The organism is Paenibacillus sp. FSL K6-1566 (assembly GCF_038050475.1).
GTDB classification, from domain to species: domain Bacteria; phylum Bacillota; class Bacilli; order Paenibacillales; family Paenibacillaceae; genus Paenibacillus_AQ; species Paenibacillus_AQ lactis.
The window spans coordinates 2,510,526-2,534,137 of record NZ_JBBOSR010000001.1; the positions used below are offsets into that span (position 1 = coordinate 2,510,526).

Annotated in this window: 27 protein-coding genes; all 27 read left to right on the forward strand. The window is 53.7% G+C overall.

Features of this window, described 5'->3' with window-relative positions; translation table 11 throughout:
• The first annotated feature begins 49 nt into the window (after positions 1 to 49).
• The 27 genes from rpsA (at position 50) to trpC (ending at position 23,598) form a co-directional block, all read left to right on the forward strand.
• Entirely contained in the window at positions 50 to 1,273 is a 1,224-nt protein-coding gene (gene rpsA / locus NST08_RS10895) for a 30S ribosomal protein S1 (RefSeq protein ID WP_007129805.1), read from the forward strand.
• A 209-nt stretch (positions 1,274 to 1,482) separates the two neighbouring features.
• The gene (gene der, locus NST08_RS10900) at positions 1,483 to 2,805 is read left to right on the forward strand and encodes a ribosome biogenesis GTPase Der (RefSeq protein ID WP_007129806.1); all 1,323 of its coding nucleotides are present in this window, start codon (positions 1,483 to 1,485) and stop codon (positions 2,803 to 2,805) included.
• Between the two features lie 11 nt (positions 2,806 to 2,816).
• Positions 2,817 to 3,446, forward strand: coding sequence for a glycerol-3-phosphate 1-O-acyltransferase PlsY (gene plsY / locus NST08_RS10905; RefSeq protein ID WP_007129807.1), 630 nt, complete (start codon positions 2,817 to 2,819; stop codon positions 3,444 to 3,446).
• Positions 3,439 to 4,479, forward strand: coding sequence for an NAD(P)H-dependent glycerol-3-phosphate dehydrogenase (locus tag NST08_RS10910; RefSeq protein WP_007129808.1), 1,041 nt, complete (start codon positions 3,439 to 3,441; stop codon positions 4,477 to 4,479). Before plsY ends, NST08_RS10910 begins: the two co-directional genes overlap by 8 nt.
• Before the next feature lie 64 nt (positions 4,480 to 4,543).
• Positions 4,544 to 4,819, forward strand: a complete 276-nt coding sequence (locus NST08_RS10915; protein WP_007129809.1) for a stage VI sporulation protein F — start codon at positions 4,544 to 4,546, stop codon at positions 4,817 to 4,819.
• Positions 4,820 to 4,963: 144 nt separating this feature from the next.
• Positions 4,964 to 5,143, forward strand: coding sequence for a DUF2768 family protein (locus NST08_RS10920; RefSeq protein WP_007129810.1), 180 nt, complete (start codon positions 4,964 to 4,966; stop codon positions 5,141 to 5,143).
• Positions 5,144 to 5,185: 42 nt separating this feature from the next.
• Positions 5,186 to 5,776 (forward strand): hypothetical protein, encoded by a 591-nt coding sequence (locus NST08_RS10925; protein ID WP_028403639.1) that lies wholly within the window; start codon positions 5,186 to 5,188, stop codon positions 5,774 to 5,776.
• A 61-nt stretch (positions 5,777 to 5,837) separates the two neighbouring features.
• Positions 5,838 to 6,197: a 2Fe-2S iron-sulfur cluster-binding protein gene (locus NST08_RS10930; protein WP_028403638.1), complete on the forward strand. Its 360-nt coding sequence runs from the start codon at positions 5,838 to 5,840 to the stop codon at positions 6,195 to 6,197.
• An 18-nt stretch (positions 6,198 to 6,215) separates the two neighbouring features.
• Complete coding sequence (locus NST08_RS10935; RefSeq protein ID WP_379400303.1) at positions 6,216 to 6,974, forward strand: hypothetical protein; 759 nt, start codon at positions 6,216 to 6,218, stop codon at positions 6,972 to 6,974.
• 459 nt (positions 6,975 to 7,433) lie between these two features.
• Complete coding sequence (spoIVA, locus tag NST08_RS10940) at positions 7,434 to 8,912, forward strand: stage IV sporulation protein A (protein ID WP_007129814.1); 1,479 nt, start codon at positions 7,434 to 7,436, stop codon at positions 8,910 to 8,912.
• A gap of 258 nt (positions 8,913 to 9,170) precedes the next feature.
• Positions 9,171 to 9,443, forward strand: a complete 273-nt coding sequence (locus NST08_RS10945) for an HU family DNA-binding protein (RefSeq protein WP_007129815.1) — start codon at positions 9,171 to 9,173, stop codon at positions 9,441 to 9,443.
• 85 nt (positions 9,444 to 9,528) lie between these two features.
• Positions 9,529 to 9,753 carry a trp RNA-binding attenuation protein MtrB gene (mtrB, locus tag NST08_RS10950; protein WP_007129816.1) on the forward strand — a complete coding sequence of 75 codons (225 nt, stop codon included), beginning with the start codon at positions 9,529 to 9,531 and terminating at the stop codon, positions 9,751 to 9,753.
• A gap of 172 nt (positions 9,754 to 9,925) precedes the next feature.
• Positions 9,926 to 10,468, forward strand: coding sequence for a hypothetical protein (locus NST08_RS10955; RefSeq protein ID WP_007129817.1), 543 nt, complete (start codon positions 9,926 to 9,928; stop codon positions 10,466 to 10,468).
• Positions 10,469 to 10,578: 110 nt separating this feature from the next.
• Positions 10,579 to 11,439: a heptaprenyl diphosphate synthase component 1 gene (locus tag NST08_RS10960; RefSeq protein ID WP_213615239.1), complete on the forward strand. Its 861-nt coding sequence runs from the start codon at positions 10,579 to 10,581 to the stop codon at positions 11,437 to 11,439.
• A 3-nt stretch (positions 11,440 to 11,442) separates the two neighbouring features.
• The gene (locus NST08_RS10965; protein ID WP_244869204.1) at positions 11,443 to 12,204 is read left to right on the forward strand and encodes a demethylmenaquinone methyltransferase; all 762 of its coding nucleotides are present in this window, start codon (positions 11,443 to 11,445) and stop codon (positions 12,202 to 12,204) included.
• On the forward strand, positions 12,197 to 13,069 hold the full coding sequence (locus tag NST08_RS10970) for a UbiA-like polyprenyltransferase (protein ID WP_213615237.1): 873 nt from the start codon (positions 12,197 to 12,199) through the stop codon (positions 13,067 to 13,069). The genes NST08_RS10965 and NST08_RS10970 overlap by 8 nt, the downstream gene beginning before the upstream one ends.
• Positions 13,069 to 13,671, forward strand: a complete 603-nt coding sequence (locus tag NST08_RS10975) for a UbiX family flavin prenyltransferase (RefSeq protein ID WP_007129821.1) — start codon at positions 13,069 to 13,071, stop codon at positions 13,669 to 13,671. Before NST08_RS10970 ends, NST08_RS10975 begins: the two co-directional genes overlap by 1 nt.
• Position 13,672: 1 nt before the next feature.
• Entirely contained in the window at positions 13,673 to 14,536 is an 864-nt protein-coding gene (locus NST08_RS10980; RefSeq protein WP_341341746.1) for a menaquinone biosynthesis protein, read from the forward strand.
• A complete protein-coding gene (locus NST08_RS10985) occupies positions 14,533 to 15,507 on the forward strand; it encodes a polyprenyl synthetase family protein (protein WP_007129823.1) in 975 nt (324 codons plus the stop codon). Before NST08_RS10980 ends, NST08_RS10985 begins: the two co-directional genes overlap by 4 nt.
• 109 nt (positions 15,508 to 15,616) lie before the next feature.
• Positions 15,617 to 16,060 carry a nucleoside-diphosphate kinase gene (gene ndk, locus NST08_RS10990; RefSeq protein ID WP_028403634.1) on the forward strand — a complete coding sequence of 148 codons (444 nt, stop codon included), beginning with the start codon at positions 15,617 to 15,619 and terminating at the stop codon, positions 16,058 to 16,060.
• A 54-nt stretch (positions 16,061 to 16,114) separates the two neighbouring features.
• On the forward strand, positions 16,115 to 16,915 hold the full coding sequence (locus tag NST08_RS10995) for a CheR family methyltransferase (protein WP_007129825.1): 801 nt from the start codon (positions 16,115 to 16,117) through the stop codon (positions 16,913 to 16,915).
• Between the two features lie 250 nt (positions 16,916 to 17,165).
• Positions 17,166 to 18,335: a chorismate synthase gene (aroC, locus tag NST08_RS11000; protein ID WP_007129826.1), complete on the forward strand. Its 1,170-nt coding sequence runs from the start codon at positions 17,166 to 17,168 to the stop codon at positions 18,333 to 18,335.
• A 1-nt stretch (position 18,336) separates the two neighbouring features.
• On the forward strand, positions 18,337 to 19,437 hold the full coding sequence (aroB, locus tag NST08_RS11005) for a 3-dehydroquinate synthase (protein ID WP_007129827.1): 1,101 nt from the start codon (positions 18,337 to 18,339) through the stop codon (positions 19,435 to 19,437).
• The gene (gene aroH / locus NST08_RS11010; RefSeq protein WP_007129828.1) at positions 19,434 to 19,820 is read left to right on the forward strand and encodes a chorismate mutase; all 387 of its coding nucleotides are present in this window, start codon (positions 19,434 to 19,436) and stop codon (positions 19,818 to 19,820) included. Before aroB ends, aroH begins: the two co-directional genes overlap by 4 nt.
• A 368-nt stretch (positions 19,821 to 20,188) precedes the next feature.
• On the forward strand, positions 20,189 to 21,742 hold the full coding sequence (gene trpE, locus NST08_RS11015) for an anthranilate synthase component I (protein ID WP_007129829.1): 1,554 nt from the start codon (positions 20,189 to 20,191) through the stop codon (positions 21,740 to 21,742).
• Between the two features lie 19 nt (positions 21,743 to 21,761).
• A complete protein-coding gene (gene trpD / locus NST08_RS11020) occupies positions 21,762 to 22,802 on the forward strand; it encodes an anthranilate phosphoribosyltransferase (protein ID WP_007129830.1) in 1,041 nt (346 codons plus the stop codon).
• Complete coding sequence (gene trpC / locus NST08_RS11025) at positions 22,792 to 23,598, forward strand: indole-3-glycerol phosphate synthase TrpC (RefSeq protein ID WP_007129831.1); 807 nt, start codon at positions 22,792 to 22,794, stop codon at positions 23,596 to 23,598. Before trpD ends, trpC begins: the two co-directional genes overlap by 11 nt.
• Positions 23,599 to 23,612 lie beyond the last annotated feature (14 nt).

The following is a 23,612-nucleotide window of genomic DNA, read 5'->3' on the forward strand; positions in this document are numbered from 1 at the left end:
CCTATGCGAGTTTAAATAAATGGGGTTTGAATTGAGGAGGTTATTTGACATGTCGGAAGAAACAAGAAATCAAGAGTCTGCTGAAATGCAAAGCCAGGAGCAGCTCGACCAAATCGTATCCTTGAAAAAAGGGGACACCGTGAAAGGGACGATCGTCAAATTGGAGGACAACCAGGCTTATGTAAGCATTGGATATAAATACGACGGCGTAATTCCTGTTCGCGAACTGTCTTCTGTACAGCTGGACAACGCATCCGATGCGGTTCAGGTTGGCCAAGAGGTTGAGTGCAAGGTTGTCAGCATTAACGACGACAAGGAAAGCCTTGTTCTGTCCAAGCGCGCAATCGACGCCGAGAACGCTTGGGATGAACTGGAGAAGCATTTCGAAGCACAAGACGTGTTCGAAGTGACTGTTGCAGACGTCGTTAAGGGCGGTCTTGTAGCAGACGTTGGCGCACGCGGCTTTATCCCTGCTTCCATGGTAGAGCGTCACTTTGTAGAGGATTTCAGCGACTACAAAGGCCGCACGCTTCGCGTAAAAGTGAAGGAGCTTGACCGTGAGAACAACAAGGTGATCCTTTCCCAGAAGGACGTTCTGGAAGAGGAATTCGAAGCCAACAAGCAAAAGGTGATGGCCGAGCTTAAAGAAGGTCAAGTGCTCGAGGGCACGGTGCAGCGTCTGACCCAATTCGGCGCATTCGTTGACGTAGGCGGCGTTGACGGACTGGTTCACGTATCCGAAATCGCTTGGAACCACGTGGATAAGCCTTCCGACGTATTGTCCGAAGGAGATCAGGTTCGCGTGAAGGTGCTTAAGGTTGACCCTGAAAAAGGAAAAATCAGCCTCAGCATCAAGGCTGCCGGCCCAGGACCTTGGGAAACTGCAGGCGAGCAATTCCACACCGGCGACATCGTTACAGGCGTCGTTAAGCGTCTTGTAAGCTTTGGCGCATTCGTTGAATTGGCTCCTGGCGTAGAAGGCCTGGTTCATATTTCTCAAATCTCGCACAAGCACATCGGAACTCCGCAAGAGGTGCTGAAAGAAGGACAGGAAGTTCAAGTGAAAGTTCTTGACATCAATCCTTCCGAGCAGCGCGTAAGCTTGAGCATTAAAGAAACAGAGGAAGCGCCGGCACAAGCTCCTAGAGCAGAAAAACCGTCCAAAGGTCCTAAAATCGACCTGAAAGACAACCCGAACGTTTCTTTGAACAATCAGGGTATGAGCGTAACGCTTGGAGAGCGCTTTGGCGATAAGCTGAGCAAGTTCAAGTAAGCCCGAAAATTGTCATGTACGGTCTATTGACCTGTCATAACGAGTCGGCGAACCCACATTTCTGGGTTCGCCGTTTGTTTTTGTTAGGGACGAAAGCAAGCGGATGTTGTAACATGGGGAAGAGCATAATAGAAATGATATGAAAGGTTAGCCAATTGAAACGATTTTTGCTATGATGATAATCGTAAGAATTGACAGGAGGAGTGAATATGGCAAGACCCGTAGTGGCCATTGTCGGAAGGCCAAATGTTGGCAAATCAACGATTTTTAACAGGCTGATCGGCGATAGACTGGCCATTGTTGAAGATAAACCGGGCATAACCCGAGACCGGATATACGGAAGCGCCGAATGGAACGGCAAAGCGTTCAGCGTGATCGATACCGGGGGAATTGAGATCGACGGAGACGACATGATCTTGAAGTCGATCCGGATGCAGGCTGAGCTGGCAATCGAAGAAGCAGACGTCATTATTTTCATGTGCGATGCGAAGACCGGTGTGACGCAATCTGACGAGGAAGTGGCACAGATTCTGTTCCGGTCGGGCAAACCGGTCATTCTCGCGGTTAATAAAGTGGATAATTTGAAGCGCGCTGAAGATATTTATGAATTCTATTCCCTTGGCTTCGGCGATCCGGTAGGCATATCCGGAAGCCACGGCACCGGGATCGGAGATCTGCTGGATGTGGTCGTTGAGAACCTGCCGGATCTGGCGGACGACGACTATGATGAGGACGTGATCCGTGTCGCGCTGATCGGTCGTCCGAACGTTGGGAAATCGTCGCTTGTCAACGCCATCCTAGGCGAAGAGCGGGTCATCGTCAGCGATATTGCCGGCACTACCCGCGATGCGATCGATACCCCATTCGAGAAGGACGGTCAGCGTTATGTGTTGATCGATACGGCCGGCATGCGAAAACGCGGCAAGGTGTACGAGACGACGGAGAAATACAGCGTCATGCGCGCCATGCGCGCCATTGAGCGGGCTGACGTTGTTCTGGTTCTGATTAACGGCGAAGAGGGCATTATCGAGCAGGACAAGCATATCGCCGGCTATGCGTACGAGGCCGGAAAAGCTTCCCTGTTCGTTGTCAACAAATGGGATGTCGTCGAGAAGGATGACAAGACGATGCAGCAGTTCGAGCGCAAGATCCGGGACCATTTCCTGTTCATGACCTATGCGCCGATCGTATTCCTGTCGGCCAAGACCAAACAGCGGCTGCATAAGCTGCTGCCGGTAGTCAAGCATGTGGCAGAGCAGCACTCGCTGCGCGTCCAGACGCATCTGCTGAATGACGTTATCTCCGATGCGATTGCGATCAACCCGCCTCCTACAGACAAAGGCAGAAGATTGCGCATTAACTATTCAACACAGGTAGCGGTCAAACCGCCGACGATGGTTGTATTCGTTAATGACCCGGAATTGATGCACTTCTCTTATGAGCGATATCTGGAGAACAAGATCCGGGCCGCATTTGATTTTGAAGGTACACCCATCAGGATATTTACACGAAGAAAGTCTGATGAGAGTTAGGGGAGAATAGCTTGGTTCTGGAGATCGTAGCGATACTTGTATGTTATTTATTGGGTTCGGTGAGCTTTAGCGTGCTGTTTGCCAAGTTTCTCAAGGGAATCGACATACGGCAGCACGGCAGCGGCAACGCAGGGGCGACCAATACCCTTCGTGTCCTTGGAAAGGGACCTGCAATCCTGGTGCTTGCACTCGACGTTCTCAAAGGCATTGCAGCCGTATGGATTGGCCGGTGGCTGGGCGGAGACAATGAATGGCTGCCGGGTCTTTGCGGCATTGCAGCCATAATTGGCCATAATTGGCCGCTTTATTTCCGCTTTCGCGGGGGCAAAGGCATCGCGACGGCGATCGGCGTGCTTGCAACGCTGTGCTTCCTGCCTGCGCTCTATGCAGGCATCATCGCCATTTCGTCGATTGTATTTACCCGGTACGTTTCATTGGGGTCTCTTATTTTCGTTGTGCTTACACCGATATTTTTGCTGATTGCCGGGTATCCTTGGCCGGTATTTTGGACAAGTCTCATAATATGCATATTCGCCTTCTGGCGACACCGCAGCAACATTGTGAAGATCGTACAGGGCCGCGAGAACAAGCTCGGCTCCGGCGGTAAAGGCAAGGATAAAGGAGGAAAGCGCGTTGTCTGACAAAGTGGCCGTTCTCGTTGCTGGAAGCTGGGGAACAGCGCTGGCAAGCGTTCTCGCTTCCAACAACCGGGAAGTGTGGGTTTGGACCAGAACGGAGGAGCAGGCTCGGGAGATTAACGAATCACACACCAACAATCGGTATCTGCCGGGGATCACACTCCCCTCCAATATACAAGCGACTACCGATATGAAAGCAGCCGTTCAATCGGCAGCTGCCGTCGTGATCGTCGCTCCATCCTCAGCCATGCGTGAGGTTGCCGGGCAGCTTAAGGAGCACTGGAATGACGAGATGCTTGTCATCCATGCAACGAAGGGCTTCGAGCTCGATTCGTTAAAGCGGATGTCAACGGTAATTGCCGAAGAACTCGGCTGTGAGGAAGGACGGATCGTCGTGTTATCGGGGCCGAGCCACGCGGAAGAGGTGGTAAGACGGTGTCCGACGACCGTAGTCGTGGCTTCCGCGGATGCGAACGCGGCCGAAGCCGCTCAAGATTTATTCATGAATACCTATTTCAGGGTGTACACGAACCGGGATATGCTGGGCGTTGAGCTGGCAGGTGCCTTAAAGAACATTATCGCGCTCGGAGCGGGCATGTCCGATGGGCTCGGCTTTGGGGATAATGCGAAAGCGGCGCTGATTACGAGAGGCATTGCGGAGATGCTGCGCGTCGGCATGGAGATGGGGGCGAACCCGTTAACCTTTGCCGGCCTCGCGGGAATCGGCGATCTCGTCGTCACCGCGACGAGCCGACACAGCCGAAACTGGCGTGCAGGCTCCATGCTGGGACAGGGCAAGAGCCTGGATGAGGTGTTAAGCTCCATGGGGATGGTTGTGGAAGGCGTTCGGACGACCAAGGCAGCCTATACCATCTCTCAAAAGTACGGCGTCCAGATGCCGATTGCGGACCAGTTATATCACGTGCTGTTCGAAAACCGCGACCCTCGAAGCGCTGTGGAAGGGCTGATGGGACGCGGGCCGAAGACCGAGATGGAAATGATGCCGCTCGAAACTTGGGAGCAATGGCATACCTAGCTTATTCACCAATCCGAGGACTTCCTCATATATTAAGTTGAGGATGCCCGGAGGAGGGGTGGAAATGAGCAAAAGCTTTCACAAGGATGTTTTGAACGCGATTAACAAAAAAAGCGGCAAAAAAATTTCTGCAGGGGCTGTCAATAAGCTGGCTAGTACGGTAAAACCGTCTACCATGCAAAATGAAGCCCAGCTCCGTCAGCTGATCAAGCAGGTATCGTCCATGGCGAATATACCTGTCAGTGAAGATACGGTTCAGGAAATTATTGCAGCTGTTAAGAAGAGCGGGATGAATCCGAGCAATATGGAAGCCTTGATGAAAATGATGATGAACAAATAGGTTCGCATAAGCGTGTTTGGCGCCGAAGCCGCGCCCGTTCTCGGGTGGCGGCTTTTGCTTTTTGGGCAGCGCTTGGATGAGCGGATGCGGTTTTCATGGTATAATAGGTTGAATATTACATGAGAGAATGGAGAGTTTCGTGACATGGATCCGATGCAAAAGATGTGGCTGTCCCTTGTCGCATTGTTGATTATGGCTCTGTCCGTCATCGTCGTTACGCTTGCGCGAAGCAAGACCAAGGGGTTTATACGCGGAGGTTTGTCGTTCGTAGCCTTTATGATGATGATCGTGGGCTTCATCATTGGACTGGCTTCAATTATTTAACAACAGGAAAGGATCGCGTCGAGATGGTAAAAGGGGTGCCGAATGAAGCTGAGTGATCTGCCAGGGCTTGAGAGCCTGCTGTACGAGACCGTCTGCAAGCTGAACCTTACGGGTCAGCCGTGGGTGCTTGGAGGAAGCTGCAGCTTGCTTCTCCAAGGCGTACAGCTGGACAAGCCGCCGAGAGATATCGATATTTATACGGATGCGGAAAGCGTCCATGAGCTGCATGCCTCGCTTGCCGATTGGGCGGAAGACGCGCCTCACCTGGATCAAGAAGGTATGTATGCCTCCATATTGAGCCACTATGGTCGGCATGGCGTATCTATCGAGCTGGTGGGTGGCTTTACCGTCATGACGGGGGGATCCGAATATCGTGTGGAAATCGGTCCGCTGCTGCATCATGCGGCGCCGGAGCATCGAATTCAGGGCACGGTTGTCCGTTTAATGCCGCTGTCGCATGAATTGGTATTCAATGTGCTGCGAGCCAGGCCGGACCGGTATGAAGCGATTGCCGCAGCCATCCTGCTCAACCCGGATGAGCATCTTCCGCTGCTCTCGAAGATCTTATCCCGGAACAGGCTCAACTTGCAGCACCGTTCGACCTTGGGCGGTCTGCTCCACCATTTGATTTGAGTGCCGATGGTGCTCTGCACGGTCCCCATACATACAAGGCAGGAGAGGAGTGCACTAGCCATTGGATTACGAGGTGCTGTTTCAGCCGGATGGCAAGAAGGTCAAGGTTCGTCCATTGACGAACGTGCTGGACGCCTCCCGCCGGGCCGGCGTGCGCATCCCGACCCGCTGCGGCGGCAAAGCCGGCTGTTTGATGTGCAAGGTAATCATACCGGAGGGACAGCGCGAGTCGTGCCTGCCCCCTGAGGACAAGGAGCGGAGGAAGCTGGGCTCCGCCCTGCTGGAGCAGGGCTACCGGCTGTCCTGCCAGACGAAGATCACTGGAAACTTACAGGTAAGCATTCCCGAGGATCCGCTGAAGGCGGCTATCCGCAAACAGCTGGAGGCCGCACGAAACCGGGATGCGGATGACTTTATTTAAGCGAAGGATGATGTTGATTTGAATAGGATCAATCGGATGATTCCTGCTGCAGAAAGCGCAAAGCCCCTTTTTGCAGCCCTGGTCCTGGTGTTGTTCTCATTGCTGATGACCGGATGCTTGTATCCTGACGAGGGAGCTGGCGAGAATAAAGTTTCTTATAGAGAGAGTGTTAAGCGGATTCAATCCGCGGTTGATGATTACTTTAAGGAGCAAGGGGTGCTGCCTATCATTACGGCAGGGCCAGAGGTGCCGCGTTATGAGAAGTACCGGGTAGACCTTGAATTGCTGAAGAACCGCGGATATATCGATCAAATCCCGGCGACCGCCTTTGAAAAAGGAGGAACCGGCTATTTTCTGATCATTAATGAAGAAAGTGATCCGACCGTCAAGGTGATGGATTTGACAACAGTTCAAGCGGTCAACGATGTACAGCGTGCCGTCAATTTGTACAAAATGGGCAATGACGGAGCCCTGCCGGCCGGTGAGACGCTGTATCCCGGCTATAAGGCGGTGGACCTGTCAAAGACCGATGCCAAATCGTTGAAGCTGATGAGCGTATTCTCCGGCCAGGAGATGACCTTCATCATGGATGAGGCAGGCAAGGTGTATGCCGATTATGCCTTCGATATTATGCAGGCCGTCCAGAAGGATGGCTCTGAGCCGAAAGAAGGCGAGGACTTAAGGGTTTTCCTGGAGAAGGAATCCTATTTCGTTCCGGTGAAATCCGTGCCGTATGCCTGGATGAATCAACAGCCGGTTGCGCAGCCGGCATCCTGAATAATTCGATAGAGCATTCCCTTCGTAGGTTAACCTACTGGGGAATGCTCTTTTTCTATCGATCAAAAAGTTTATCCATAATGCCAATCTATTGGAATATCTATCAAGATCGCGACATACACATAATCTGAAAGAGTCGTGCGGGCATGATGCCGGTTGCCCATAGCATGATCGAGTTAAGAGAAGTATCTATCAAAGCAAAAAAAATGGACGGAGACATCGTGGGCAACCGTCATATTTTTAGACCCGGTACATAAGATGTTACTAGTCCAAATGCATGTACGAGTTACGCCGCTTTGCCGTTTCCATCCATAAACCCATGGAATCTACGGCGGCGGACTGCTGGCGACAAAGGTGAAAGCTGCTCATCTGTTGCAATGGCTTTGGCTATGAGTGGAACACGAAGCGGATGCTCTTAAAGCATTTTTCCTTCGGAGTAATTTGAGGAGGGGATCTCTTTTGGAAAAAGTGGACATTTTTAAGGACATTGCCGAACGGACCGGAGGGGACATTTATTTAGGTGTCGTCGGGGCCGTCCGTACGGGAAAATCAACCTTCATCAAGCGTTTTATGGAGACGGTTGTACTCCCGAACATTACGAACGAGGCGGATCGAGTAAGAGCTGTCGATGAGCTGCCTCAAAGCGCTGCAGGAAAAACGATCATGACCACCGAACCGAAATTTGTACCGAACAATGCGGTGCAGATCAAAGTAACGGAAGGATTAGAGGTCAACGTAAGACTGGTGGATTGCGTCGGGTATGCCGTGGAAGGGGCCAAAGGGTATGAGGATGAGAACGGTCCGCGAATGATTTCCACGCCATGGTTCGAGGAGCCGATTCCGTTCCAGGAGGCGGCCGAAATCGGAACCCGCAAGGTCATCCAAGAGCATTCCACGCTCGGCGTCGTCGTCACGACCGACGGAAGCATCGCGGAAATCCCGCGCAGCTCCTATGTCGAGGCGGAAGAGCGGGTCATTGAGGAGCTCAAGGAAGTTGGCAAGCCGTTCGTTGTCGTCATCAACTCCACCCGCCCTCGAAGCGAGGAGGCGCTGCAGCTCCGCAACGAGCTGGCCGAGAAATATGATATTCCGGTCATGACGCTCAGCGCGGCCACGATGACCGAGGATGATGTCACTGGGGTTCTCCGTGAAGTATTGTATGAATTCCCGGTTCATGAAGTGAATGTCAACCTGCCGAGCTGGGTCATGGTGCTGAACGAGAACCATTGGCTGCGCAGCAACTATGAGAACTCGGTAAGGGATACGGTGAAGGATATCCGCCGTCTGCGCGATGTCGACCGGGTTGTAAGCCAGTTCATGGAATATGACTTTATCGACCGGGCCGGACTTAGCGGCATGAATATGGGGCAGGGTGTGGCCGAGATTGACCTCTTCGCGCCGGACGAATTGTACGACCGGATTTTGATGGAGGTCGTCGGGGTAGAAATCCGCGGCAAGGATCATCTGCTGCAGCTGATGCAGGAATTCTCCCATGCGAAGCGCGAGTATGACCGGTTCGCAGAGGCGCTTGAGATGGTCAAGACGACCGGATACGGCATTGCCGCGCCTTCCCTTGCCGAAATGGCGCTGGATGAGCCTGAGCTGATCCGCCAAGGCACCCGCTTCGGGGTCAGACTGAAAGCGACCGCGCCGTCCATTCATATGATCCGCGTCGATGTCGAATCGGAGTTCTCGCCGATTATCGGCACCGAGAAGCAGAGCGAGGAGCTTGTCCGCTATCTGATGCAGGACTTCGAGAACGATCCGATCAAAATTTGGGAATCCGATATTTTCGGCCGGTCCCTCCATTCCATCGTAAGGGAAGGCATCCAGGGCAAAATCGCGATGATGCCGGACAATGCCAGATACAAGCTTCAGGAAACGCTGGGGCGGATTATTAACGAGGGCTCCGGCGGTCTGATCGCAATCATTCTGTAAGTGAGCGCCAATATGGTGGTGAAAACGCAGTCGCTAACGGGCCAAAAGTCCCGATTAGCGGCTGTTTTTCGTGTTTTCTCCGGTCCGCTAAAGCAAAACGCTTGAAATTATGAGATGGCTGTATTACTATAAATTTGTTCCGCGTCATGCATTCGAAACGCGAAATAGGGGAAAATACCCGATTGCACGTATAATTTGCGGTAAAACGGAAACAGTGTATAGCAAGTGGAGCACATTCCTTGTTAGGGAGGTGAAAGAATGAATAAATCGGATCTGATTACTCAAGTAGCTGAATCTGCTGAGCTTTCCAAGAAAGATGCGACTAAAGCGGTTGATGCCGTTTTCGATGCAATTTCCGAAGCACTGCAAAACGGGGATAAAGTCCAATTGGTTGGTTTCGGCAACTTCGAGGTTCGCGAGCGTTCCGCACGGAAAGGCCGCAACCCGCAAACAGGTGAAGAAATCGAAATCCCTGCGAGCAAAATTCCTGCATTTAAACCTGGTAAAGCGCTCAAAGACGGAATCAAATAAAGATTTCTACATATTACCTAAGAGCACAGGTCGTGAATTCGTTCACGGCCTTTTCTTTTAGATTTACGGCGAGGAGGTCTGGGGAATGGAGAACGTTCAAAACGGCGATTATTTCGTTGTCAAGGCGCTGGATCACGGCGTACAGGTGATCGGCCTTACGCGCGGACAGGACACACGGTTTCATCATACCGAGAAGCTGGACAAAGGCGAAGTCATCATCGCCCAATTTACGGATCATACATCTGCGGTGAAAATCCGCGGCAAAGCTGAAATCATCACGAAGCACGGCAAGATCGAATCCGGCAGCTGATTTTTAGGGCAGGTTATTCGAGAACGCTATGACCGATGAGGGCTAAAGGCAAGATCATCGAACATTCATCTATTGTTTTCTTTTGCAGCAGGCATAGCCTGCTTTTTTTCTTTATACAATGAGGTATGGACTTAATAGGAGCGGAAGAAACTAAAGCTAGGGGGTATTCGACATGAGGCAATGGCAAATTGTACGGGCTGTGCTTGTACCGGCCGCGATCGCTTTCATGATGCTTGTCATCCTGCTGGAGTTAAAGTCGCATGCGCGCCAAAAAATCGAGACGGTAACCGCTGCGGTCCCTTATCACAGCCGTGAGCTGACGGATGCCGGCTTGGTCGACTCGCTGATGAATCTTCCGCTTCATCTTAAAATAAGCCGGGCGGATTATGATGACGGCTCACTGACGATGGATATCAAGCTGAGTGATCCCGGGGAGGACGTCGGCGACGTGTATGAGGATATCGCCGGCATTATGTCCTTCGCGTTCGAAGGAACGGATAATGTGAGGCAGCTGTACTTGAGAGTGATCGCGATCGATCGCTGGGGCGGGAAGCGGTATCTGCTTCTTGCTTCGAATATGAACAGAGAATCCTGGGAGCCGCGCTACGCAGAAGCGCTGAGCCAGCTTCGAAACGGCGATGTGCCGCCATCCTTGGCTGCCTCGCTCAATTTAACTTTTACGAATCTTTGGCAGAAGCAGTTCAGCAGTCCGTGAAACGGTTAAAATAGTAAGTGACAGGCATGTACGTGCCCGGAACATGTGTTATAATAGATTGGATTGTTGGCTCAATAGACCATAGAACATCAAGTGCACGGAGGCTGAGGATGAAACCGTATCGCGTACCAGAACTGGCAGAGAAATATATAAATTATGATATGATCCAGAATCACACGGAACTACCGGACTTTCCGGACGCCCGTGTTCATTTGCTATACATATTTTTGAAGGACTCGGGAAGAAATATTGCCGGACTCGAAGAATTATACGCGCTGGTCGCCTCGCTGGTTCAGATGGGTCTTGATACGCATGAGAGCATCGACGTTGCCGAGGGCAACCAAGGGGAGGCCATGATGCGCTCCCGTCAATTAAAGGTGCTTGCCGGGGACTACTTCAGCAGCCGGTTTTACCAGCTTCTTGCACAGAAGGGCGAAATTGCGGTCATCTCGCTTTTGAGCCGGGCGGTAAGCAGTGTTAATGTGATGAAAATGAACCTGTATGGCAAAATGAAAGATACGCTGGTGCCTTCTGAAGAATATCTACGGCAAACGGTACAGCTGAATATGCAGCTGTTTCTTTCTTTTACCCCCCTGCTTGAAAAATCGGTTCACGAGACATGGAGAACGCTGCTGAAGGAATTCACGCAGTGCGAAACCCTGGTTCAAGAGATGAAGCGCTGCGTCTCTCCGGATTCGGGAAGATGGAGCTACAGTTATTGGCACTTGATCGAAACGGCAAGCGAAGAGGAACGCAGGCTGCTGGTCGAGAAGAAGGCGGACCCGAAGGATTGGAAGAAGCTGATTCTGAAGTACAAGGCAGCCGAGCGGCTCCTGGACAAGCTGCGGGAAACGGTGGGCACCCTGCAGCAGCTGCTTGCGGGCCGGTCTGGGGATTGCCCGTACACCTGCTTGCTGGAGCCGTTCCTGCACCGACTTGGCACCGTTTCGTCTGTTGTAAGGGGAGGATAGGTGATGTCAGTGGATAAACAAACGATGACGCCGGGTTCCCGGCGTAACGGCAGCACGCCGAAAGAGGAGCATGTTCATTCCGTATTTGAGAGCATTGCCGGCAAATACGATATGATGAATGATATCCTCAGCTTTAGAAGACACAAGGCCTGGCGCAGGTTTACGATGAAGAAGATGAATATGCGCCAGGGCGATACCGCAATTGACTTGTGCTGCGGAACTTGCGACTGGACGATTAGCATGGCCCAGGCAAGTGAAACTGGACACATAGTCGGGCTGGATTTCAGCGAGGGGATGCTGAAGGTCGGCCGGGAGAAGGTTGCCCGAAACGGTCTTGAGACGCAGATCCGGCTTGTGCAAGGCAATGCGATGGAACTGCCGTTCGAGGACAATCAATTCGATTATGCGACGATCGGTTTCGGACTGCGGAACGTTCCGGATTATATGCAGGTTCTTCGCGAAATGCAGCGTGTGGTGAAGCCGGGCGGGATGGTTGTATGTCTGGAACTATCCAAGCCGACCTGGCAGCCGTTCAAAGGACTTTATTATTTCTATTTTCAACAACTGCTGCCACGCATGGGACAACTGGTGGCGAAGCGCTATGAGCAGTATAAATGGCTGCCCGACTCGCTGAAGCTGTTTCCCGGCAGAGAGGAGCTAGCCGAAGCTTTCCGTCAGACCGGACTTAAGGAGGTCCAGGCCTATCCCTTGACTGGTGGCATCGCAGCCTTACACATTGGGATCAAGGAGAATCGGAATGTTTAAGAAAATTGGGACTTATCTGGAAATGATCAAAGTGGAGCATACCTTGTTTGCTCTGCCTTTCGCATTTATGGGGGCGATTCTGGGATCGGCCGTGGTGTTCGATCACCTGCCTTCCTGGGGAGACATCGGATGGATTTTTCTGGCCATGTTCGGAGCGCGCAGCGCCGCGTTCGGACTCAACCGGCTAACCGATCAATATATTGACGCGAAAAACCCGCGGACAGCAGGACGGGCCATCCCGGCTGGACTGCTTAAGCCGTTTGAAGTCATCATTTTTATTATTTTATCGTTCGCCGTCTTTTTCTGGGCGACCTATGAGCTGGACCCGTTTGCTTTCCGGCTGCTGCCGATCGCTATCTTTTTGCTTATTATTTATTCCTTTACGAAGCGCTTTACCTGGCTGTGCCATGTCGTGCTTGGCTTGACCACCGCGCTTGCTCCGCTCGGAGGCTGGGTCGCCGTTACAGGTCAGGTGGATTGGAAGGCACTGCTCTTCTATGTCGCGCTGGCGTTCTGGACGGCCGGATTCGATGTGATCTATGCGTGCCAGGACCAGGAGTTCGATGAGAAGGAAGGCTTGTATTCGATCCCTTCCCGTTTCGGCTTGCATCACGCGTTATGGTTCGCCCGCGGCTTTCATTTCGTTACTGCCGTCGGCTTTATCGTTCTATTTTTCATCACACCGCTCAGCTGGTGGTATCTCATCGGGATGATTATCGCTCTTGGCATTCTGTTCTATCAGCATTACATTCTGTCGCCGAACGATATGAGCCGCCTGCAGACCGCCTTCTTTACGATGAACAGCACGCTGAGCATCGTCCTGTTCGTCTTTACTCTGATTGATTTGGTGGTGCGTTACCTGTGATGGAGGCCGTGCGGAGAAAAAGCTGGGTTGTCGGAATAACGGGCGCAAGCGGAAGCATATACGGCGTGCGTCTCACGGAAAGCCTGCTGTCGCTTGGATATGACGTTCACCTCGTCATTACGAATGCCGGATGGCGTGTGCTGAAGGAGGAGATGGGCTTCGAAGCGGCGAGCCGGGAGGCTGCCGTTCTCGAGCGTTTCGGGGGGTACGAGGGACAGATCGTTTATCATCCGATCGCTGATATCGGGGCCACCATCGCCAGCGGCTCCTATCTGGTCGAGGGCATGATCATTATGCCATGCTCCATGGGCACATTATCTTCCGTGGCCCACGGCGCTTCCGATAATTTGATGGGACGGGCCGCCGACGTCATGATGAAGGAAGGGCGCCCGCTCGTGCTCGTTCCGAGGGAAACGCCGCTGCATGCGATCCACCTGGAGAACATGCTGACGCTGGCCCGGCTCGGGGTGAAGATCATTCCGGCGATGCCGGCATTTTACTTCGGGCCGCAAACGCTCGATGATATCGTGAATTTTATGGTGGGCAAAGTACTGGACAGCTTGAGAATCGAACATCATTTGTATAAAAGATGGGGTGACTAATATGCCGGGGGAAGACAACAAAACCATCATCGGCAAGATCAGTTATACCAACGCTTGGCCCGTGTTTCATTACGTGGATCCTGCAGCGCTCGGCACGCCGGCGGATATGGTCGCGGCCGTTCCGGCCGAGCTCAACCGGAGAATGCGCGAGGGCAGCATCCAGATCGGCGCATTATCCTCATTCGCCTATGCGGAGGTAGCGGATCGCTTGCTGCTTCTGCCGGATTTATCCGTGAGCGCGGACGGGGCGGTTAACTCGATCTTCTTGTTTACGAAGGTGCCGCTTCAGCAGCTGAAGGAAGCTAAAGTCGCGCTTACGAATACGTCGGCAACGTCGATCAACTTATTGAAAATATTATTGGAGAAATCGCTCGGCGGTACTTACTCCTACATCACCTGCGAGCCGGATCTGACCGAAATGATGGCCCAAGCGGATGCGGCCCTTCTGATCGGCGATCATGCGATCCGGGCTTCATGGAGCAATACGGAATATTACAGAACGGATCTTGGCCAGTGGTGGAAGGATTGGACGGGGTGCAGCATGACGTTTGCCGTCTGGGCGGTCAACCGGGACGCCGTGGAGCGCAACCCGGAGGGCATGGCGGAAATCGCCGATATGTTCCTTGAGAGCAAGCGGCGGAGCTTGAGCGATTTGACCCCGATCGTTGAGGAGGCTGTCAGCCGGATCGGGGGAAGCGCGGCATACTGGAAGCATTACTTTACGAACCTGTGCTACGATTTTGATGAACGACAACAGGAAGGACTTCGCTTATATTTCAAATTCGCTTATGAGCTCGGCCTGCTGGATCATGTCGTCGTGCCGGAGCTGTGGAATGAGAAACGAAGCGTGCGGGTGAAGAAATGAAACGATTTGATATATTCGGAACTCTTAAAAAAGATATGGATGTCATCGAAAAAGAGCTTTACCGCAGTGTCGAAGGCGACAGTCCCGAACTGACGGAGACCTCGCTGCATCTGCTCCGGGCGGGCGGCAAGCGGCTTCGTCCCGTATTTGTTCTGATGGGCGGCAAGTTCGGCAGCTATGACATTGAGAAGCTGAAGCATGTCGCCGTGCCCCTGGAGCTGATTCACAGCGCTTCTCTGGTGCATGACGATGTGATCGACGATGCCAGCACGCGCCGTGGAAAGCCGACGGTGAAGGCGAAATGGGACAATCGGATCGCTATGTACACTGGTGATTACATATATGGCAAAGCGTTGGATTTGACCACCCGGCTAAAGCAGCCGGAAATTCATCAGATTTTGGCGAAAGCGATGGTGGAGATGTCTATCGGCGAGATGGAGCAAATCCGTGATTTCTTTAACGTCTCGCAGGATGTCAGAAGGTATCTGCTGCGTATCCGGCGCAAAACCTCTCTTCTGATCGCGATCAGCTGCCAGCTTGGAGCGCTGGCTGCCGATGCGGACCGGAGAATCGCTGCCAGTCTGTACCGTTTTGGATACAACGTCGGGATGGCTTTTCAGATCCAGGACGACCTGCTGGACCTGTGCGGCAGCGAGAAGCAGATCGGCAAGCCGCCGGGAAGCGACATGCGCCAAGGGAATATTACGCTCCCGGTCATCTATGCCCTCGAGGATCCCGAGCGCAGGGAGCCGCTGCTGAAGGAGCTGGACCGCATTCATGCGATGAACGGCCAGTGCGATGTCTCCGAGGCCGTTAAGCTTGTGACGTCGAGCAGCGGAATCGCCAGATCGGAAGCGCTGGCGGACCGGTATATTACGAAGGCGCTTGACGCCTTGTCGGACCTCCCGGACATCAAGACGAGAAAACAGCTGAAGGATATCGCACATTTTATAACCAAGCGGTCATATTAGTCATATCGACACGAGAAGCTTTCTGTTAAAATAAGGGTACACATGTAACATCACATGAGCATGATAAGATTGTTCAATATCCTGGCAGGAGAGGAAAGTGATGAGGGCTATGGAACGTACTTTTTTAATGATTAAGCCGGATGGTGTCCAGCGGGGACTGATCGGCCGCATTGTCGGCCGTTTGGAGGATAAAGGCTTCAAAATGGTCGCGGGCAAGTTTCTGCAGATATCGGACGAGCAGGCGAAGCGCCATTATGCCGAGCATGAAGGTAAGGATTTTTACGATAACCTCGTCGGCTTTATTACGTCGGGACCGGTATTCGCGATGGTATGGGAAGGCGATGACATTATTGCCCTGTCCCGTCAGGTCATCGGCAAAACGAATGTGAAGGAAGCGCAGCCGGGAACGATCCGCGGCGACTTCGCCTCCCACACGCCGCATAATCTGATCCACGGATCGGATTCGCCTGAAAGCGCTAAGCGCGAGATCGCCAACTTTTTCGATGAGTCGGAGCTCGTTCAATATGAGAAAACGCTTGCTCCTTGGCTGTAGCCGATAAGCGGAAGTTAAGCAAATTATAATAATTTACAGTAACAGGATGATAAGATGACGGAACATGGATTATTGCCGGAGGACCAGGATTATGTCGGCTTTGTTCGCAGCATCGAGCGGAGCACGGGAATTAATCTGGCGGATTACAAAGAAGCGCAGATGAAACGGCGGCTGACGACGCTGCGCAACAAGAAGGGCTACTCGACCTTTGCGGCATTTTATGAAGCGATGATGAAGGACAAGCCGCTGTTTCATGAATTTCTGGACAGGATGACGATCAACGTGTCAGAGTTTTGGCGGAACCCGAACCGGTGGGAAATTTTGAAAGAGAAGATCCTGCCTTCGATTACCGAGCAGAACCCGGGTACGCTTAAGCTGTGGAGCGCTGCCTGCTCCACGGGCGAGGAGCCGTATACCCTGGCGATGATCTTGGCGGAGAAGAAGCTGCTGAACCGGGCGCGCATTATGGCAACCGATATCGATGAGGGGGCGCTGCAGAAGGCGAAGGAAGGAATGTATCTTGAGCGCTCGTTAAAGGACGTGCCGCCGGAGGTAGCCTCACGGTATTTCACGGAAGAAGGCGCCTTGTACCGGTTCAGCGACAGCTTGAAGAAGGAGATCGTTTTCCAGAAGCAGAACCTGTTGACGGACCGGTTCGAGACCGGCTTCGATCTGATCGTGTGCCGAAATGTCATGATTTATTTTACAGAGGATGCCAAGCATAAGCTGTATATGAAGTTTGCTGCAAGTTTGAAGCCCGGCGGATTTCTGTTTGTGGGCAGCACCGAGCAAATCTTCAATCCGGGCCAATACGGCTTGGAGAGCAACGAAACGTTTTTTTACCGGAAGCTCTAGTTCACTGTGTGCGAAGCGGCAGCCGGAGCGAACAGCCGGCATAAGGATCGATAACATCCAATCATGGCCCGCATCGCTATTGCGAGCAGGCTGACCGTATAGGCGAAGCGCTTTTCCATCCGGGGATGAGAGGCGCTTTTGCTGTATAGAGGGATTCTTGTCAAAGCGTATTAGCTATACTATAATGATCAGAAGATATTTACGGATTTTAGCGTTTTAACGCTTAAAAGTTTAAAGGGGGAAAAGCATCATGAGTTTACGTTTTCTAACGGCGGGAGAAACGCACGGGCCTCAGCTGACTACGATTATCGAAGGGCTTCCGAGCAATATGAAGATCGATTTCGATGCGCTGAATTTTCAGCTGCACCGGCGCCAGAAGGGGTACGGCCGCGGACGCCGCATGCAGATCGAGAAGGATACGGCCCAGATTCTCGGAGGGGTGCGCCACGGATATACGACCGGCGCGCCGGTTGCGCTTGTCGTGGAGAACAAGGACTGGACGCACTGGAGAAACATCATGAACGTGGAGCCGATCGAAGGCAATGACGAAGCGAAGCGGCGTGTGCACCGCCCAAGACCCGGCCATGCGGATCTGAACGGCGGGCTGAAATATAATCTGAAGGATTTGCGCAACGTGCTGGAGCGCTCCAGCGCGCGGGAGACGACCGTACGGGTAGCCGTCGGCGCCATCGCCAGACAGTTTCTGGAGCAGTTCGGCGTGAAGGTAGCGGGACAGGTCATCCGAATCGGCGAGATTGAGGCGCCTCCGCACAGTCTCCCGATTGACGAGCTGATCGAGCGCACGGAGGCCTCCTCGGTCCGGGTCGTTGACGCGGAGACGGAGAAGAAGATGGAAGCCTACATTGACCAGATCAAGCAGGAGGGCGATTCCATCGGCGGCGTCGTCGAGTGCATTATCGAGGGATTGCCGGTCGGTCTTGGCAGTCATGTGCAGTATGACCGCAAGCTTGACGGCCGCATCGCCCAGGGCGTGATGTCGATTAATGCCTTTAAGGGCGTCGAGGTCGGCATCGGATTCGAAGCCGGAGAGCTTCGCGGTTCCCAAGTGCATGATGAGATCATGTACAGCGAGGAGCGCGGCTACTACCGCGCAACCAACCGCTTGGGCGGCTTCGAAGGCGGGATGACCAACGGCATGCCGATCGTTGTCCGCGGCGTCATGAAGCCGATCCCGACGCTGTACAAGCCGCTTCAAAGCGTGGATATCGATACGAAGGAGCCTTTTACCGCCCAGGTGGAACGCTCGGATGCATGCGCGGTTCCTGCGGCTAGCGTCGTCATGGAGCATGTGGTGACTTGGGAGGTAGCAAAAGCGTTCCTGGAGAAATTCGGCGGCGATTCGATGGAGGAGATCCATGCGAATTACCAAAACTACCTGAAGCAGCTGGAGAGCTACTAAGATGAGGACGCTGCGAGTTGAATTGGGAGAGCGCTCATACCCCATTTACATCGGCTCCGGGATTTTGGATTCGATCGGTGAACTGAGCAGAAAGCACGGCATTAGCGTCAAGAGCCCCCAGCTGATCGTGACGGATGACAAGGTGGCGCCTCATTACTTGGCCCAGGTAGAACAAGCGCTGGTGTCGGAAGGCTATTCGGTTGTTACGCATACCGTACCGTCCGGGGAATCCTCCAAATCGCTGCAAGTGTATGAAGAGGTCATGACGACCGCGATCCGCGGTAAGCTGGACCGCAGCTCGGCGGTGTTTGCCCTCGGCGGAGGCGTCGTCGGCGATCTAGCCGGCTTCGTTGCGGCTACGTATATGCGCGGAGTCACGTTCGTGCAGATCCCGACGACCATTCTCGCCCATGACAGCAGCGTGGGCGGCAAGGTTGCGGTCAACCACCCGCTTGCCAAAAACATGATCGGTGCCTTCCACCAGCCGGCGATGGTGCTCTACGACGTGGATACGCTGAAGTCACTCCCGCCGCGCGAGGTCTCGTCCGGGCTCGCCGAAATGGTGAAGCACGGACTCATTTTGGACCGTGATTTCGCGTATTGGTGCAGGGAGCATGCCGAGGAGCTGCTCGCCCTTGTACCGGAAACATTGATCTACGGCTTGGAGCGTGGCTGTGCCATTAAAGCCGATGTCGTCTCCAAGGACGAGCGGGAAGGCGGCCTTCGCGCCATTCTGAATTTGGGCCACACGATCGGCCATGCGATTGAAGCAGTCGGCGGTTACGGGCGTTTCCTTCACGGGGAGGCGATTGCGATCGGAATGGCCGGCTCGGCTAAGCTGGCCGGCATGCTGGGAAGAGACCAGAGCCTGTATGCCGAGACGGTCGGCATGCTGCAGGCATTGAATCTCCCGGTGACGCTTCCTGCCGATATCAAGGTCGAGGACATTATGGACGCGATGCAGCACGACAAGAAATTCGCCGAAGGCCGGATGGTGTTTATCGTCCCCGAGGCCATCGGGTCAGTCAGCATCGTCAAGGATGTACCGGTCGATGCTGTTCGAACGGTCGTTGAACAGCTGAAGGGAGAGGTTAATACATGATGAATCGGGGAATCCGGGGAGCCACGACGGTGACCCGCAATGAAGAGCAGGAGATTTTGCAGGAGACGCTCCGCCTGTTGGAAGAGATCGTTAGGCGCAACGACCTTCAGCCGGAATATATAAGCAACATCTGGATTACGATGACGCAGGATTTGGACGCGGCGTTCCCTGCTCGCGCCATCCGCCAGCTGGAGGGCTGGGACCTCGTGCCTTTGATGTGCTCCGTCGAAATACCGGTGAAGGGCAGTCTTCCGCGCTGTATCCGCTTCATGGTGCAGGTCAATACCGACAAGAGCCAGAGCGAGATCAAGCATGTGTATTTGAACGAAGCGAAGCGGCTTCGCCCGGATTTGTCCGGCGCGGGCGCCGACAAGCAAAATTAAGGGTTGCAGATTACCGCCATCATCCTGTATAGTGGTATCAGAATATAGCTGAGTAGAGTTTAGGTTTCACAGATGAGTTGAGTTGAGAAGAGCAGAGTTAAGCATCCTAGGCAATTTCATATCGGGATTAGGAATCCGTGGTTCATTGATGATGATTGGGCTATTCTACCTTGTGCGGAAGGGATGCCGGCAGATGCCGTATTCTATGACGCGTCAGGTATACGAACAGCACGGCATTGGATTTGGTGAAGCCTTTGGGGATTTCTGTACCGTGCTCTTAATAAACAATTCTCATATGCAGACGAACCAAACCTCTACTTCGGTAGAGGTTTTTTTTTGTATTTGATAATCATGAAGGAGGGTTTGGCATGGCACATCCATCGATGGAGCAAGTGGTGGCAATGGCAGGCGAATATAATCTGATTCCGGTAGCGATCCGGCTGTTGGCCGACATGGAGACGCCGATTCGCTTATTTCAGCGGTATGCGGAGCGGAAGCGGGCATTTTTACTTGAAAGCGTAGAGGGCGGCGTGCAATGGGCGCGCTATTCGTTCATCGGAACAGATCCCTTCTTGATGATTCGGGGCAAAAAAGGCGGCATCGAAATCGAAATGAACGGCGAGCGTTCCGTGCTAAAGGGAAAGCCGGTAGAGGAGCTCAAGGCGCTTCTGCGAAAGTACCGCAGCCCGCAGCTCAAGGATATGCCTCCGTTTACAGGCGGGGCGATCGGATTCTTCGGATACGATCTCCTGCAGTACTACGAGAAGCTGCCGGCCCATGCGCTGGACGATTTGGGCATGGATGATATCAGGTTCATGTTCTGTGACCAGGTGATCGTGTTCGACCACGTGAAGCAGCAGATCATGCTCATCGGCAACGTGCACATCAAGCCTGGAGATACGGACGAGGACATCCGTCAGAAGTATGACCATGTACGGCGCAAGCTCGAGGCGGCAGCGGAGCAGCTGCAGGAAGACGGGCCGAGGGAGAATGTAAATTCCAGAAGCATCCCGGCAGATATCGAGCTGGGAGATATTCAATCGAACATGACCAAAGAGAAATACATGGACAACGTAGAGAAGGCGAAGGAGTATATTCGGGCGGGCGATATTTTTCAGGTCGTGCTGTCCCAGCGGTTTCATATTGAGACGGACGTATCGCCGCTTCACGTCTATCGCGTGCTCCGCACGCTGAACCCTTCGCCGTATATGTATTACCTCAAATTGGACGATGACATTATCGTGGGAACCTCCCCGGAAGCTCTGGTCAAGGTTGACGGCCGGCGCGTAGAGACGAGACCGATTGCAGGAACCCGGCCAAGAGGCATCGACGAAGCCGAGGATCAGCTGCTGGCGGAGGAGCTGCTGCAGGACGAGAAGGAGCGGGCGGAACATCTGATGCTGGTGGATCTGGGGCGAAACGACCTCGGGCGCGTGTCGGAATTCGGCTCGGTGAAATGCGACACCTTTATGGAGATTGAAAAATACTCGCATGTGATGCACATGGTATCCGGGGTCTCTGGACGCCTCGGCGAGAATAAGGACTTCTTCGATGCGTTCCTTTCGTGCCTTCCGGCCGGAACCGTGTCAGGCGCGCCGAAGCTGAGAGCGATGGAGATCATTGCGGAGCTGGAGCGGGAAGCCAGGGGCGTTTATGCCGGAGCGATCGGATATCTCGGCTTTGGCGGCAACATGGATTCCTGCATTACCATCCGGACGATTATATTCCGCGGGGGAAAAGCATATGTTCAGGCCGGCGCCGGCATCGTATGGGACTCCATACCCGAGAAGGAGTATGAGGAGACGGTCAATAAAGCCAAAGGGATGCTGAAAGCGATCCGGGTGGCGGAAGCGATGTTCCCGGCAAACAGCGGCGCTGAGGATTTCATTAACCAGGATTATCTGTATCAATACACACCTTAACTCAGAGGAGGAGAATGAGATGAACGTTATGGAACCGATGCAATCCAGCATTTCCAAGCTGATTGAAGGCCAAGACCTGAGCCGTGAAGAAGCGCGCGGGGTGATGCAGTCCATTATGGACGGGCTGGCCACTCCTTCTCAAATCGGAGGACTGCTGACCGCCCTGCGGATCAAAGGGGAGACTGTCGATGAAATCACCGGCTTTGCCGAGGCGATGAGAGGAGCCGGCGGGCGAGTCGTCACGGAGCGCAACCGGCTGCTGGACACTTGCGGAACCGGGGGATCGGGCATTCATAAATTCAACATTTCAACGGTATCGGCCATCATATCCTCCTCGGTATCGGTCCGGGTGGCGAAGCACGGCAACCGCTCCGCCTCCGGGCGGGCCGGGAGCGCGGACGTGCTGGAAGCGCTGGGGGTAAACATTCACCTGACGCCGGAGCAGGCCAAGGCTTGCCTTGACGATATCGGCATCTGCTTCCTGTTCGCCCAGATCTACCATCCGTCGATGAAGCATGCGGCCGCGCCGCGGAAGGAGCTGGGGGTCCGGACGGTGTTCAATATGCTGGGGCCGCTGACGAATCCGGCAGGGGCGGACCGGCAGATGCTCGGGATATATGACATGAGCAAGACGGAAACGATCGCCCATGTGCTGAAGGAGCTCGGATTGAAGAGAGCGATGGTTGTCACAAGCCATGACGGTTTGGATGAAATCAGCGTTTCGGCTCCGACCCGAGTATCCGAGCTTCGGGGCGGAGAAGTGCGGACCTATGATATACATCCTGCCGACCTTGGTTTGCAGGTCCATCCGATGGACGCGATTCTCGGCGGTGACGCCAAAGAAAATGCCGCGATTATCGGCTCGGTGCTCCGTGGAGAGAAAAGCGCGTACCGGGATATCGTCCTGGCGAATGCGGGAGCCTGCATCTACGTATCCGGGCTCGCCGACAGTCTGAAGGAAGGTGTGCAGCAGGCTGCGCACGCTATTGATTCAGGGCTTGCCCAGGCAAAACTGGAGCAGCTTATTATACGGACGGGGGAATTAAGCTATGTATCTTGATCGAATCGTAGCCACGAAGAAGCAGGAGGTCGCGAAGCTGCGCGAAACATTTTCCGCTGCGGAAGCGGAAAGCCGGATTCAGGAGCTGCCGCCGACTCGCGGATTTGCTAGGGCGCTTGCGGAAGGACGCAAACGCAGCATGGGCTTGATCGCCGAAGTGAAAAAGGCTTCGCCGTCCAAGGGGTTGATCCGGCCCGATTTTGATCCGGTCATGATCGCGAAGGCCTACGAGGCCGCCGATGCCGATTGCCTTTCCGTCCTGACGGATCGGGAGTACTTTCAGGGGAGCGGAGAATATTTAAAGGCCGTTCGCGAGGCCGTCCGTTTGCCTCTGCTTCGCAAGGATTTCATTATCGACGAGACGCAAATTTATGAAGCGCGCTTGCTTGGCGCCGATGCGATCCTGCTCATTGCTGCAATTCTTACGCAGGAACGAATGGCGGATTTTATGGACCTGGCCGCTTCTCTAGGAATTGACTGCTTGATTGAGGTCCATGACCGCGAGGAGCTCCAGACGGTCCTTAAGCTGAATCCGTCTTTGATCGGCATTAACAATCGGAATTTGCGTACATTCGAAACCTCGCTGGAAACGACGGCCGATCTGGCAGGCGAGGTGCCTAAAGGCGTGACGCTTATCAGTGAGAGCGGCATATCGCGGCCTGCGGATATCTCGTATTTGCATTATGTTGGCGCGCATGGCGTGCTGGTCGGAGAACATTTCATGAGACAGCCGGATGTTTTCCGTGCCGTTAATGATTTGATGGGACCGCTGCCGGTGGCCGCTGACTCGGAGTAAAGGGGAGCAGCTGG